The organism is Photobacterium aquimaris, from assembly GCF_002954455.1.
In the GTDB taxonomy this organism is placed as follows: Bacteria; Pseudomonadota; Gammaproteobacteria; order Enterobacterales; family Vibrionaceae; genus Photobacterium; species Photobacterium aquimaris.
Window position 1 is genome coordinate 2,134,687 of the sequence record NZ_MSCC01000001.1, and the last position, 14,862, is coordinate 2,149,548.

The following is a 14,862-nucleotide window of genomic DNA, read 5'->3' on the forward strand; positions in this document are numbered from 1 at the left end:
TATATACCATGCCAATCGATTGCCGATAGTATCAAATGTTTAATTGACTAAAATTTAATCACACAACAAATTAACGCAAACGTTTGCCCTGACATAATGACTGCTGTTATCATACGATGGTTTTTTACTTTAATACGTTTGAGGGATCATCTGTGAGCAACAAAAACTCTTCTCTTAGTTACAAAGATGCTGGTGTTGATATTGATGCTGGTAATGCATTAGTTGACCGTATTAAAGGCGTGGTTAAGCGCACTCACCGCCCTGAAGTTATGGGTGGCATTGGTGGCTTTGGTGCCTTATGCGCACTTCCTACCAAATACAAAGAGCCGGTTTTAGTCTCTGGTACTGATGGTGTAGGCACCAAACTTCGCCTAGCTATGGATCTGAAACAACACGATACTATTGGTATTGATTTGGTTGCAATGTGTGTTAACGATCTGATTGTACAAGGTGCTGAACCTTTATTTTTCCTAGATTATTACGCAACAGGTAAACTTGATATTGATACAGCAGCAAGTGTTGTTGCTGGTATTGGTGAAGGGTGTATTCAATCTGGCTGTGCATTAATTGGTGGTGAAACTGCTGAAATGCCAGGTATGTATCATGGCGAAGATTACGATGTTGCCGGTTTCTGTGTTGGTGTCGTTGAAAAAGCTGACATCATTGATGGCTCAAAAGTAACTGCTGGCGATGCACTTATCGCTGTAGGTTCAAGTGGCCCACACTCAAACGGTTACTCATTAGTACGTAAGATTCTAGAGGTTTCTCAAGCCGATCTTAATCAAGATATTGATGGTAAAAAACTGTCTGAGCACTTATTAACCCCAACTAAAATTTATGTAAAATCAGCCCTTAAAATGATTGAAAGCTGTGATGTTCACGCAATTTCTCATATTACTGGTGGTGGTTTCTGGGAGAACATCCCACGCGTATTACCTCAAGGGACAAAAGCGGTTGTTGATGGTAACAGCTGGCAATGGCCGACAATTTTTAACTGGCTACAACAAGCAGGTAATGTCGATACTTACGAAATGTACCGTACATTCAACTGTGGTGTAGGGTTAGTGATTGCACTCCCACAAGCTCAAGCGGCACTTGCGATTGAAATTTTACAAGCAGAGGGCGAAAACGCATGGTTGCTCGGTGAAATTGCAACAGCAGCAGCAGGCGAAGAGCAAGTAGAGATTAATTAAGTTTATGCATAATATCGTTGTCTTAATCTCAGGAAATGGCAGTAACTTACAAGCAATTATTGATGGCTGTAGTAATGGCATTATCAACAATAGCCAGGTTGCTGCTGTGATCTCAAATAAAGCCGATGCTTATGGTCTTAAACGCGCTCAACGTGCCAATATAGATAATCTTTGTGTGATAGCGACAGATTACGATAATCGTCAAGATTACGATCAAGCACTGATGGAAAAAATAGATGCTTATCAGCCTGATGTGATTATCCTTGCCGGTTTTATGCGGATCTTATCGGCGAATTTTGTCCATCATTATCAAGGAAGAATGCTTAATATCCATCCTTCTTTACTGCCTAAGTATTCGGGATTAAATACTCACCAACGTGCCATAGATGCGGGTGATAAAGAACATGGCACCAGTGTCCATTTCGTTACCGAGCAACTTGATGGTGGGCCGGTTATTTTGCAAGCGAAAGTTCCCATTTTTGCAGAAGATAATGTTGATGACGTAATAGAACGTGTTCAACAACAAGAACATAATATCTATCCATTAGTCACACAGTGGCTATTGAGTCAGCGGCTATCAATGCAAAATGGTTATGCCGTACTCGATGGCAACAAGCTGCCACCACAAGGCTATGCTGCACAATAAACACTTAATCTAATGATATAAAAAAGGCGATCTCATTGAGATCGCCTTTTTATTATCTACTATGAATATTGCCGTTTGTCGTTAGCTAGTACTAACATCAGCGGAGATAGCATCATAAATTGTCTCACCGAAATGGAATACGCGAAACTCACCTGTTGCCATCTTCTGCCAATTTTCATCATTCGTTAACGGCTGAGTCGCAATCACAGTGACGATATCATTAGCCGTTGTTTCACGTTGAAAATCAATAGTGACATCTTCATCAATTAATGATGCCTTACCAAACGGCGCGCGACGAGTGATCCAATGCAAGTTATTAGTACAATAAGTTAGCACATACTCACCATTGCTCAGTAGCATGTTATACACACCTAATTGACGCAATGTATTACAACACTCGGCAAAGTAGTCAAACACAGGCGTCATATCAGCCGGCAATACCGGAAAACGGATTTCTAATTGATTCATTAACCAACAAAATGCCGTCTCACTGTCAGTATCACCAACAGCTTGATTACGCCCCGTTGCTAATTGCTCATAGCCTGTCAATTGGCCATTATGCGCAAACGTCCAATAATTACCCCATAGCTCACGTGTAAAAGGATGGGTATTTTCTAAACTCACCCCACCACGATTAGCCTGACGAATATGACTCACAACAGCACGACTTTTAATTGGATATTGTTGCACTAACTCAGCAATACGTGATTGGCAACTCGGGTTAGGATCTTTAAAGGTTCTAAATCCTTTACCTTCATAAAAAGTAATTCCCCAGCCATCACGGTGAGGGCCTGTATTCCCACCACGTTGCATTAAGCCAGTAAAGCTAAAACAAATATCTGTTGGCACATTGGCACTCATGCCTAATAATTCACACATTTTTATTTCTGCTCTTTACGCTGAGTCATGCTCATTTAAATATTAACAATCATGATTATTACTTATTAAGTAGCAATATATACGATTATTTTTCCATTTCTTTTTCAACTAACATAATTAAAATATGAATGATTTTAATATGTATTTCCTGAATGCGATCAGCATAACCAAAATGGGGGACTCGAATTTCTACATCGGCTAATCCTGCCATTTTGCCGCCATCTTTACCGGTTAAGGCAATAGTTTTCATTCCTTTAGCTTGCGCAGCTTCAATAGCTTTAAGAATATTCGCCGAATTGCCAGAGGTGGAAAGCCCAAACAACACATCACCTTTAGCGCCCACAGCTTCTAAATAACGTGAAAATACGTATTCATAACCAAAATCATTACTGACACAAGATAAGTGACTTGGATCTGAAATGGCAATTCCTGGGTAACCAGGGCGATCATCACGATAACGGCCAGTCAGTTCTTCGGCAAAATGCATAGCATCACAATGAGAACCACCATTACCACACGATAATACTTTCCCACCTTGTTTAAATGAATCAGCTAATAATTTAGCTGCAGCTTCAATATCTGCCAAGTTTTTATCATCATTTAAAAAACGATTAAGGACGTCAGCGGCATCAGTTAATTCGCTACGGATCAGATCTTTATACATAAGCTGCTCTCTCAATGTTCACCATTAAATACAAATCAAGTGAACAAGCTGTTCACTGGATACTGCAATACATCATTAATCGCAGTTTACAGACAAATAACTTCCAGTGTCGACTATTGATGTGATGCTATGTCGGAATTAACCACTAAAATTTACTCTAATGCCAAAATTGGAGCCGTAATGTAAATATTCCACTCAAACATTGTCAGAAAAATCTATCAACCATACCGGATAACACATCAACGACACTCCATTGTTAGCTAAAAAGTTCGCAACCATTAAACCCAATCACTGTAAAAATATCGCCTTAATATTGTCATCACTATCTTTACCACACATTCAATAATAAATATTTTACATTAATTTAATATTTAACTTACACTAAATAAAACAGTGGTTAGACCTCTTACCTTGTTATCGAGCATGATCTACACAACCGTAGCACAATGTTGTCTCTTAAAATTTCAATCGATGCTGAAATGAAATTTTACTGCTGTTTACAATGCTGCTATATGATTACGGAGAATCGCTATGCCTACATTTATATACTTAATCAGCTTTATTAGTGTGGTTGCCATCCTCGCTTATCACCGTGTATCGCGTCCTATTTTTACAACGACGATTGCAGCACTATTGGTCTTAGGTACTCTGTTAGACAGTATCGGAATAGTGGGCTGGTTCATTTTTACTATCATTGCATTAGTAATAAATATTGCCCCCTTACGTAAAAAATTACTCACAGGCCATGCGCTCAATAGTTTCAAAAAAGTCATGCCAAAAATGTCTCAAACAGAACAAGAAGCCATTGACGCTGGTACGGTATGGTGGGAGGCAGATCTTTTTAGTGGTAAGCCTGATTGGAACAAATTACATGCTATTGAGCCACCAACACTCACCGATGCCGAGCAAGCTTTTTTAGACGGCCCCGTCAATGATGTTTGCCGTATGGTAAATGACTTTCATGTCACACACGATCTTGCAGATTTACCACCTGAAGTGTGGCAGTACCTCAAGCAGCATAAGTTTTTTGCGATGATCATAAAAAAACAATATGGCGGCTTAGAGTTTTCAGCTTATGCACAATCATTAGTGCTTCAAAAATTAACGGGGGTCTCTAGCGTATTATCAACTACAGTGAGTGTGCCTAATTCACTTGGTCCAGGAGAACTACTGCAACATTACGGTACTGAACAACAAAAAAATTATTACTTACCTCGTCTAGCTACAGGCACTGAGATCCCTTGTTTTGCGCTTACTAGCCCAGAAGCGGGATCTGATGCTGGATCGATTCCCGATTTTGGTATTGTTAAAAAAGGCTTATGGAAAGACAAAGAAGTACTTGGGATGGAGCTAACATGGAATAAACGCTACATCACCTTAGCCCCTGTAGCGACAGTATTAGGGCTCGCATTTAAATTATTCGACCCAGACCACTTACTCGGTAAACAGCCTGACTTAGGCATTACTTGCGCTTTAATTCCAACCGATATTGATGAGATTGATATTGGTCGTCGCCACTTTCCACTCAACATTCCATTTCAGAATGGTCCCACCCGTGGTGATAAAATATTTGTTCCTATTGATTTTATCATTGGTGGTCAAGCAATGGCTGGCCAAGGCTGGCGAATGCTAGTTGAGTGCCTCTCTGTTGGGCGTGGAATTACCCTGCCCTCAAACGCTACTGGGGGTTTGAAAACGGCAGCGATGGCAACAGGTGCTTATGCACGTATTCGTCGTCAATTTAAATTACCCATAGGTAAAATGGAAGGGATTGAAGAGCCTCTTGCTCGTATTGTGGGTAATGCTTATGTACTTGACGCAGCAACAACATTTACAGTTACTGGTATCGATTTAGGCCAAAAACCAGCGGTTATCTCAGCCATTATAAAATACCACAGCACCCATCGCAGCCAACGCAGCATCATTGATGCAATGGATATCGCTGGCGGTAAAGGAATTTGTATGGGACCACGTAATTTTCTTGCTCGAGGCTATCAAGGTGCACCTATCGCTGTCACTGTTGAAGGTGCAAATATTCTCACACGTTCAATGATTATCTTTGGGCAAGGGGCTATTCGTTGTCATCCTTATGTCCTTGAGGAAATCAATGCAGCTTATAGCGATGATCCCCACCACGCTGTCGAACAATTTGATCGTGCATTGTTTAGTCATATCGGCTTTGTAATCAGTAATATGAGCCGTAGTTTATGGCTAGGACTCACTGATGGACGTGGTTCATCAGCACCATATAAAGATGAGACTCAACGCTACTATCAACAAATGAACCGCTACAGTGCTAACCTCGCTCTATTAGCTGATATTTCAATGGCTACTCTTGGCGGCTCACTTAAACGAAAAGAACGCTTATCTGCGCGACTCGGTGATGTACTCAGTCAATTATATTTAGCCTCAGCAACCTTAAAACGTTATATCGATGACGGCCAGCCATCGCAAGATATCGCCCTCATTCATTGGGGACTACAAGATGCCCTTTATCAAACTGAAGTCGCCATTGATGATTTTTTAGCGAACTTTCCCAATAAAACCATTGCTTACGGATTACGGTTACTGATCTTGCCAACAGGATTACGTCGTCGAAAACCCATCGATGAGCTTGATCACCAACTTGCAGGTTTAATTCAGACTCCATCGGCAACACGAGATCGCATTGGTCGTGGTTTATTTTTAGAAGCTACAGCGAATAATACTGTCGGCATGATGGAAGTTGCGCTACGTGATATTCTCATTGCCGAGCCAATTTATGATCGTGTCTGTCAAGCAGCGAATACACCGTTACCCTTCATGCAATTAGGTAAAGTTGCGGCAGTAGGATTAGAGCTGGGGGTTATTACCGCCGAAGAAGCTGAGTTACTCCATCGAGCAGAGGCTGGACGGCTATACACTATTAATGTTGATGACTTTGCCCCACAACAATTAGCGGCTAATCCACGCCAAGCAACATCACAAATAAATAGCGCAGCTTAATACGTCCAACATTCTAATAACCAACAGGGAAGCATGATGCTTCCCTGTTTTATAACGCTTATTTAGGAATAACTAAATCCGATTTGGGCACACGTTTACGTCGCCATAGCAGCAACCATCCCATGACACTAATCATGACGATAAGATTAGCCCCCCCTAACCATAATAACCGTTGTTGAAGCTGCTCAGTCTTTTCTGCGGCTAACTGCTGTTCACGCTGTCGTTTAGCCAATACTGACGAAGTATCCACGGTAACAGGCGCAATGTAAGTATAATGTTGTTTGGCTAATCGAAACACCAATTCACGTTGAGTCAGCGTATCGGTAACATAAGCCCAACCACGCCACCACGCCTTACCAACCTGACTATTATTAGACCATTTTAGGGTTAATTGTGATTGTTGCGGTTGAGCACTGGTTTGAATAATTTGCGGTTGACGGTGAGGTTGTTTAACCCTTAGATAAGCCGCTAATGAACCAACGACAGCTTGGTCATCGTTAGTTGCAATCTTAACGACATGAGAGACTAACGGCTGATGACTTTGAATAAACGTGGTTGTTATTAGACTAGGATAAACTAATACTGTTTGTTCTACTGCTCGCTCAAAAACACCATTTGTTGATGCTATTTTGACACGATATTTTCCAGGTACAACATCTACATCAAGCGCAACAGTAAAGACGCCATCGCCACCAATCTCATCATATCCTTGACCATTATCAGCAAATGTTCCAACTACTATCGGAGCTGGATCTTTCGCGCTAACATCACCTACATCAACATTAATCGGATAAAAGATAACTTCCAGCTGCACCCGTTCTAAAAAATCACGTAACAATAATGGCTGTTTATTTTGGGTTAAGCGGGCTCTAAACTTCAACACTTCGGTTTGATATAATTGTGTTGGCAGCTGATCAACATCGAGCTCAATATTAGACACTATTTTAATGCCATTATTGGACGATACTTTCCCCAAAGCTTGCCAAGGCCCAGCCATTGGGTAATCAATAGAAATAATATCCATCCCCTTATCGCTGTACCATGACATCGTTTTAGCATGACGATCGGCATAATATTTACGCCCATTTGGTGCGACTAATACCACAGACTGACTTGGCTGTTCTCGCGCCACAATAAATGTAATTTGTTCGATCTCAGGATCAACGCGAAAACGATTATCAAGCCAAGTTAATCTGGTCTCTGTTTGTGCCCAAGCACAGAGCGGTACATAAAAAATAAGTACCCATAATCGCCGCAACATACTCCCCCTAAAGACGCCAAATAACGTCAGTCTTTTTACCAATCAGATCAAGCCTATCTTGATGTGCTGTTAGTTCATCGGCAGTAGCATTGATAACCTTTAATACTTTTCGATCAGTGGCTAAACGACGAATACTGGTTGCTGTTGTCGAATCATCATTACCGCTACTTAAACGTAATGATGTTTGACCACCCGTCATCATCAAATAAACGTCAGCTAGAATCTCAGCATCGAGTAATGCGCCGTGTAGGGTACGATGAGAGTTATCAATGCCATAACGTGAACATAAAATATCAAGGTTATTACGTTTACCTGGAAATAGCCTTTTCGCCATTTCTAGGGTATCGGTTACTTGACAGATATCCTCAATTTTCGCAATTGATGCGCCCATTTTATGAAATTCATAATCCATAAAACCGGTATCAAACGATGCGTTATGAGCAACAAGTTCAGCACCATCAATAAAATCAATAAATTCTTGGTGAATATCAGCATACGCAGGCTTATCACGTAAAAATTCATCGGTTATACCGTGGACAGCAATCGCTTCAGGATCAATCGTGCGATCAGGTTTGATATAAACATGGAACGTATTACCGGTTAACTTACGATTGATGATCTCAACCGCACCAATTTCGACAATACCATGACCTTCATAATGAGGGCCGGTCATGTTCATACCTGTTGTTTCTGTATCAAATACAATAATACGTTGATTCGTGTTAGTGGCTTTCATAGTAGTTAATGTGTCAGACTTAAGTTTTTATCTAAGGCAAAACTCCCCACAATGATAAAGCAGGTAGAGATTTTCACCGATGGATCGTGTTTAGGTAATCCCGGTCCCGGCGGCTATGGCACCGTACTAAGATACAAACAACACGAAAAAGAACTTAGTGGTGGCTATTTTATGACCACCAATAATCGCATGGAACTGCTAGCCGCCATTATGGGACTCGCGAGTTTAAAACAACCATGTCACGTCGATCTTACCACCGACAGCCAATATGTGCGTCAAGGAATTACGCAGTGGATTCATAATTGGAAAAAAAGAGGTTGGCAAACAGCAGATAAAAAACCGGTCAAAAATGCCGATTTATGGCAGCAACTGGATCAAGAAACACAACGTCATCAAGTCCAATGGCATTGGGTTAAAGGTCACGCTGGTCATCCAGAAAATGAACGCTGTGATGTTTTAGCGCGTACTGCAGCTGAAAATCCTACTCAACCAGATACTGGTTATCAGCCAAACTGAATCTAGGATTACGACTGCGGTGGAATTTTAGGTACTGTTTTTTCAGCTTGAGTACAGCAGTTAATTCGCACAGGAGCTAATTGACGACGTAATTTCCAAGTAGGTTTAATCAGTTTTAATGGACAGGTACGTTTACGTGCAACAATAAAATATAAACTACCCACCGCAGATAATGGCTCTGAGAGAACATGCTCAAGCCATGCTGCGCAAGCAAGGTGACGCGTCGCAGGCACTATTGCAAACATTTCTTGGTACACCACTTCATAATTAAGTAATCGTAGCCAATCATTAATTCTAAATGGCAGGTACATCCTTCCTGTCCATGGTGCTTGACGACGATTCCACGGTAATAAGCCTCGTAAGCCTAATAGGCTTAACGGATTATTACCACTTAACACTAAATAACCATCATCAACCATCACTCTATCGATTTCTCGTAATAAACGGTGAGGATCAGTTGCATAGTCTAATTGATGCATTAACAAACACGCATCAAAAGATTTTTCAATAAAAGGTAACGCCATCGCATCAGCAACGACACTGCGTTTAGAGCTAAACTTATCGACATTAATTTGATGCTGAATATTACAATGGCTACTGGTCAGCTCTGCACTTAAGCCACCAAGCTTTAACATATGATAGCCAAACAATTTCGGACACCACTCATCAAGGCGTGCTTGTAATAATTCTGCTACCCATTCACCATTGATCACATTCGACCATGTATAAGGGACTTCAATATGTGTTACTGTACGCGCTGGCTTCATAAGATACTGCTCAACACCTGATAAGGCTGGAGACAAAATTCATGTTAACTGTTAAAAGCATACCCGCATTTAAGGACAATTACATCTGGCTAATTCAAAACCCAGACAATCATTGTGTCGTTGTTGATCCAGGGGATGCCACGCCGGTTCTTGAGGCAATAGAAAAAGACAATTTAATTCTAGATGCGATCTTGATCACTCACCATCATCATGACCATGTCGGTGGCATCAGTGAGTTAAAACGTCGTTTCCCTGCAACCAAAGTTGTTGGACCTAATGATGAACCTATTCCTGGCATCACACGTCCGATAGAAGATGGCGATCAAGTCGATATCTTTGGTGAACGTTTTATGGTGCTTAGTGTACCAGGACACACACTCGGTCATGTCGCTTATGTTGGCGACGAAAAACTTTTTTGTGGTGACACATTATTCTCTGCAGGTTGTGGTCGTATATTTGAAGGCACACCAGCACAAATGTTTAATTCTTTACAAAAACTTGCTTCACTGCCTGACGAAACTAAAGTTTACTGTGCTCACGAATACACTGCGAGTAACCTTGCTTTCGCATTAGTCGCTGAACAAGATAATGCCCATTTGCAACGTTATCGCGATCAAGTCAACCGACTGCGTGCTAACGGCCAAAGTACCCTACCGACAACTCTCAGTAACGAGAAACTTATTAATCCTTTTTTACGTTGTGATCAGCCAAGTATTAAACGCTCAGTTGCTGATAAAGCGTACGATAATTCAGATATTGAGACATTTGCAGCACTTCGACGTTGGAAAGACGAATTTTAACGTTTCTCCTCTTGTAACCAAGGTGGTTGGGCAAGTATCATCACCAACCATTTTGGCTACAAACGACTGTCATGAAATTCAAAATTCTTTTAGCAAGTGTGCTTGTTATCGCAGGTTGTCAAACGACAAAAGAGACAGCACAGGTCGATACTAATTCAAAAAACACTGTCGTTGAGCAACCAACTAATACGCCTGTTGTGCCTGTAGCATCGGTTATTAAACCGCCTCAAGCAGAAGTTGTAAAACTGACTCCGCAACAGCAGCAGGACGTATGGGATCGCATCGCAATGCAGATCACCACCAAAATTCCAAATAATAAGCGCGTCCAGTACTACCGTAACTGGTATCTAAAAAACCCGCGTAATCTTGAAATTATTGCTCAACGCGCACAGCCTTTTTTATATTACATCACAGAACAAGTCGAAAAGCGTGGCATGCCGCTAGAGCTGGCATTATTACCGATCGTTGAAAGCTCATTTGACCCTCATGCTTATTCAAGTATGGCTGCTGCTGGTTTATGGCAAATTATTCCCGACACTGGCCGCCGTTTTGGCTTAAAACAAAATAGCTGGTATGACGGTCGTCGCGATGTAGTTAAATCCACTACCGCGGCACTTAATTTACTTGAGTATTTAAATAAGAAATTTGATGGTAACTGGCAACAAGCATTAGCAGCTTATAATACTGGCGAAGGCCGTGTGTTTAGTGCTATCCGTAAAAACAAAGCCGCAGGTAAGCCTACTGATTATTGGGCACTTGATTTACCCAACGAAACCAGTAGCTATGTTCCTAAGCTTTACGCCGTTGCTGATATCATCATGCACCCTAAAAAGTATGGTTTTCATATTCCACCGATTAGCAATAAACCCGTTGTAGCTATCGTGAAACCTGGTGTGCAAATGGATCTGACTATTGCAGCCAAATTTGCAGGCATTAGCTTAACTGAACTCAAAGATCTAAACCCGGCTTACCGTCGTGGTGTAACTGCACCCAATGGACTTAACCAGTTATTACTACCCATCAATACCGTTAAGCGTTTTAAGCGTGAATTAGCACAGAACCGCAATGCAAGCATCGTAACTCATCATCACCGTGTAAAAGCAGGTGAAAGCTTAGGGTTAATTGCTAAGCGTTATCATAGCAGCGTTAAAACGATTCAAAGGGTCAATAAGCTTAAAACAACCAATATTCGTATTGGACAATTACTGACCATTCCAACATCACCTATTTCGTTGGTTAACCGTCAGCATCGTGCCGCTTTAAATATCGAAGCACAACATTATGTAGTGCAGTCTGGCGATAGTTTATGGAGCATTGCTCGCAAACATAAAACCAGTATTACTAAACTGAAACAACTTAACCGTCTTAGCAAAAGTATAGTGCTGAAAAAAGGGCAACGGTTAAAAGTATCAGCAAGCGTTAAAAAAACCACAGCGAGCCGTAAAACGATCAGTTACAAAGTTCGTCGCGGTGATAGCTTAAGCGTTATCGCACAGCGTTACGATGTATCGATTGCTGAGATTAAAAAATGGAATAATCTGGGTAATAGTCAGTATATTAAGCAAGGCCAACAGCTAAAATTAATTATAAGTCGTAAGGTTAAAGCATGACGCCATCAAAAAACCCAGTCATCGCCATAATTGACTTGTTTCGCTCACCAATAGAATGCTTTGCTGCAATTTATGAGCGTCCCAAGTGGGCAATTTTACCGTATTTAATGACTATTTTGGGTTCATTTATTTTATGGGGGAGCTACTTTAATCATGTCGATATGCCATGGTTGCAACAAGCAATTCAAGCTCAACTTGGTAATATTGGTGAAAATGTACAACAATCATGGCTAACACGAGAAGTGCTACTTGCTGGTGAGGTCTTTAGCGATATAACTGGCCGCACAGTGGTAATTTTTGTATTAGCTTTATGGTTAAAGTTAGCCACGAAAAGCAGCCAGCATCAACACAGCTATGGTAAATGGCTTGCTGCGACTTGCTTTATTATGCTGCCATCTTTTATTGGTGACATTGCGAGTTACATTAATATTGTTTTTAACCACAACAATATTCTGCCTAATGCGGCCGATTTAAACAGTTTTAATGGCTTATTAAAATTACCGATGAATAACCGTTGGGCAGCAATTGCGACCACAATGCCACTATTAGCACCATGGTACATCGCTCTAACCTATGCAGCAGTGAGTGCATGGACAGATCTCGATCGTGCTAGAGCTATCATTGTCGCCATACTACCGTGGGTCTTAACCATAATTGTATGGCCACTATTGATTATTTCAGCCTAATGTACAGTCGGCGATATTAACTTAAACGTTGCTAATAATGGATTATGATCAGAAGCATCTGTCTTAGGTGCTTCTGCCATTACTAAACGTAAATCACGATAATAAAGATGATCTAGCGGCTTACCAAGCACTCGCACTCGCTGATCATTATGATAGTGCACTTCTTTTAAACCTAACGAATGGGCAAAAGCTCGCACCACTTTAATACGAGCTTTACGCCATGTATTAAAGTCACCCGCTAATATAATCGGCCCCTGATGCTGCTCTAACACTGCTTTTAAACTATCTAATTGTTGTTTATATTCGTTTAAACCAATTGCAAAATTGACACCATGCAAATTAACCACTGCGAGAGTTTGTCCATTTGATAATGCAAATTGTGATAATAAAGCTGATTTAGGTAGCCTTAACCATGGCTCCATCGCAAGATAAGCGCACGTCTGACGTGACGATACTCGCGATAGATTCATAACCCCTGCGGGCGTATCAAGAAATCGAAATGCATTCGCCATTCTTACTTGCCATTGGCTATCATTCAAATAGGTTTGTAATTCAGTATTTAAACTCGCTTCTTGTAATAATACTAAATCACTTTTTTGAGTAAATGATGCTAACGCTGAACGCCAATTAGGTCGTTGCTGCTTATAAATATTCCATACCGCGACAGTTAATTGGCCATGATTATCAAGCGGTGGTGCAATTTCACTTTCAATACAGTGATAACTAAAATGAGGAGCAAATACCTCATTAGTAATTTCAGGCTGCACTGAGACATCAAATGAAGAATTAAATGCTCCTAGCCCCAAGGCACCAGCGACAACACCTAAGCCAGCAACCACCTTTGTTTTTGTTCTACGCGCCATAATACAAGCCTGCATCGACAATTCAGCCCATCATAGTAATGGGCTGATATCATCGTAAAATTAGAAATAACAACATCAATGTAAGCATAAAAGAGAATTTAGTAGTGGTTACCATTATCATAATAAGCTAACGGTTTCAGCGCAGTAAAAATAACAGCGACATCTTGCTGTGGATCATCAACAGCCTCTCTGATGATATTAGTAATCGCTTTAGCAACAAGATCCTGAGTGTTCTGACCCCGATCAAACCAAAATACCTCAACAAAAGGATAAGCATCAGAGACTTCGCCATCAAAAATAAATGATGCTGGAATATGCTCAATAGTAAAATCCTCACGAGGACAATCCATCAATGGTTGTAAATCATCAACCAACTTAGTTGATAGCTGTTTTACTGTATCAAAGGCAACAGCACGAAAGCGAAGATGTGGCATAAAAACTCCAAGAAATTGACTATTTACCCCACTACATTACCACCTTCGCTCTCCATTCAAGAGCTTTTTATTGCAAATAAAGTGTCAACACTGCGGTTAATTTCAAATACATCAAACTAACTTTTATTGCTTTGTCATTGTTTATTCTATTTTTTAACACTTAATAGCATTATAAAATATTTATAGGCTAACAAGCTTAGTATGCATGAATGCAGCGATAGAAATTAAGGCATTTTACCTCTAACGACATCGACCTAATGGCGTTGAAATAACCACTATCAATATTACGGTATGCTTTTCAACACGCGTTGATTTTCGGTAAGGCGAATCCGCCGCTCTGCCAGTTAACGCTACACTCAATCATTCATAAGAATACAGACGTAAAAAAGCCTCACATTGCTATCGAGACTTTCTTGAAGATGGCTGGAGTTACGATATTTGAACGTCACAACACGCGCTGATTTTTAGTATGGTGAATCCGCTGCTTTGACAGTTAACGCTACAAACATAAATTACAGATAGCAAAAAGGCTCATATCTTTCGATATGAGCCTTCTTTAATATGGCAGGGGTTGCGATATTCAAACTTCACAACACGCGCTGATTTTCAGTAAGGCGAATCCGCTACTCTGCCAATTGGAGCTACACCCAATATCCATAAGAATACAGACGTAAAAAAGCCCCGACATTACTGTCGAGGCTTTCTTGAAGATGGCAGGGGTGGAGAGATTCGAACTCCCAACACGCGGATTTGGAATCCGCTGCTCTGCCAGTTGGAGCTACACCCCTGTAGTTATTTTAAAGACTTAACTATGTCTTAAAT

The 14,862-nt window shown here is 40.8% G+C and carries 14 protein-coding genes and 1 tRNA gene; 7 read left to right on the top strand and 8 right to left on the bottom strand.

All coding sequences use genetic code 11. The features are described 5' to 3' along the window. Positions 1-152 precede the first annotated feature (152 nt). Together purM and purN are read left to right on the top strand one after the other, a co-directional pair. Entirely contained in the window at positions 153-1,193 is a 1,041-nt protein-coding gene (gene purM / locus BTN98_RS09375; protein WP_061000221.1) for a phosphoribosylformylglycinamidine cyclo-ligase, read from the top strand. A 4-nt stretch (positions 1,194-1,197) separates the two neighbouring features. After that, on the top strand, positions 1,198-1,839 hold the full coding sequence (gene purN, locus BTN98_RS09380) for a phosphoribosylglycinamide formyltransferase (protein ID WP_061000222.1): 642 nt from the start codon (positions 1,198-1,200) through the stop codon (positions 1,837-1,839). 81 nt (positions 1,840-1,920) lie between these two features. Here the strand turns inward: purN and BTN98_RS09385 are convergent, their stop codons facing one another. Beyond that, positions 1,921-2,718, bottom strand: coding sequence for a class II glutamine amidotransferase (locus BTN98_RS09385; RefSeq protein WP_061000223.1), 798 nt, complete (start codon positions 2,716-2,718; stop codon positions 1,921-1,923). An 85-nt stretch (positions 2,719-2,803) separates the two neighbouring features. After that, entirely contained in the window at positions 2,804-3,382 is a 579-nt protein-coding gene (gene lpcA, locus BTN98_RS09390) for a D-sedoheptulose 7-phosphate isomerase (protein WP_061000225.1), read from the bottom strand. A 531-nt stretch (positions 3,383-3,913) separates the two neighbouring features. Between lpcA and fadE the strand changes: the two genes are divergently transcribed. Then, the gene (gene fadE, locus BTN98_RS09395) at positions 3,914-6,367 is read left to right on the top strand and encodes an acyl-CoA dehydrogenase FadE (RefSeq protein WP_061000227.1); all 2,454 of its coding nucleotides are present in this window, start codon (positions 3,914-3,916) and stop codon (positions 6,365-6,367) included. A 58-nt stretch (positions 6,368-6,425) separates the two neighbouring features. Here the strand turns inward: fadE and BTN98_RS09400 are convergent, their stop codons facing one another. Next, positions 6,426-7,628, bottom strand: coding sequence for a TIGR03503 family protein (locus BTN98_RS09400; protein ID WP_061000228.1), 1,203 nt, complete (start codon positions 7,626-7,628; stop codon positions 6,426-6,428). A 7-nt stretch (positions 7,629-7,635) separates the two neighbouring features. Beyond that, entirely contained in the window at positions 7,636-8,364 is a 729-nt protein-coding gene (gene dnaQ / locus BTN98_RS09405) for a DNA polymerase III subunit epsilon (RefSeq protein ID WP_061000230.1), read from the bottom strand. A gap of 51 nt (positions 8,365-8,415) precedes the next feature. Between dnaQ and rnhA the strand changes: the two genes are divergently transcribed. Then, on the top strand, positions 8,416-8,880 hold the full coding sequence (gene rnhA / locus BTN98_RS09410) for a ribonuclease HI (protein ID WP_061000232.1): 465 nt from the start codon (positions 8,416-8,418) through the stop codon (positions 8,878-8,880). Between the two features lie 8 nt (positions 8,881-8,888). Here rnhA and BTN98_RS09415 read toward each other — a convergent pair whose 3' ends face one another. After that, entirely contained in the window at positions 8,889-9,647 is a 759-nt protein-coding gene (locus BTN98_RS09415; RefSeq protein WP_061000235.1) for a class I SAM-dependent methyltransferase, read from the bottom strand. 41 nt (positions 9,648-9,688) lie between these two features. Here BTN98_RS09415 and gloB point away from each other — a divergent pair, with 41 nt between their 5' ends. From gloB to BTN98_RS09430, 3 genes are all read left to right on the top strand, one after another. Continuing rightward, a complete protein-coding gene (gene gloB / locus BTN98_RS09420) occupies positions 9,689-10,447 on the top strand; it encodes a hydroxyacylglutathione hydrolase (protein WP_061000237.1) in 759 nt (252 codons plus the stop codon). 71 nt (positions 10,448-10,518) lie between these two features. Next, positions 10,519-12,057, top strand: a complete 1,539-nt coding sequence (locus BTN98_RS09425; RefSeq protein WP_061000246.1) for a LysM peptidoglycan-binding domain-containing protein — start codon at positions 10,519-10,521, stop codon at positions 12,055-12,057. After that, the gene (locus BTN98_RS09430; protein WP_061000238.1) at positions 12,054-12,743 is read left to right on the top strand and encodes a Yip1 family protein; all 690 of its coding nucleotides are present in this window, start codon (positions 12,054-12,056) and stop codon (positions 12,741-12,743) included. The genes BTN98_RS09425 and BTN98_RS09430 overlap by 4 nt, the downstream gene beginning before the upstream one ends. Here BTN98_RS09430 and BTN98_RS09435 read toward each other — a convergent pair. From BTN98_RS09435 to BTN98_RS09445, 3 genes are all read right to left on the bottom strand, one after another. Continuing rightward, positions 12,740-13,606, bottom strand: a complete 867-nt coding sequence (locus BTN98_RS09435; RefSeq protein WP_061000239.1) for an endonuclease/exonuclease/phosphatase family protein — start codon at positions 13,604-13,606, stop codon at positions 12,740-12,742. The genes BTN98_RS09430 and BTN98_RS09435 overlap by 4 nt on opposite strands. 98 nt (positions 13,607-13,704) lie before the next feature. Beyond that, positions 13,705-14,040 (bottom strand): DUF1904 domain-containing protein, encoded by a 336-nt coding sequence (locus BTN98_RS09440; RefSeq protein WP_061000242.1) that lies wholly within the window; start codon positions 14,038-14,040, stop codon positions 13,705-13,707. Between the two features lie 711 nt (positions 14,041-14,751). Next, positions 14,752-14,828: transfer RNA gene (locus tag BTN98_RS09445), tRNA-Trp, on the bottom strand. Positions 14,829-14,862: the final 34 nt, after the last annotated feature.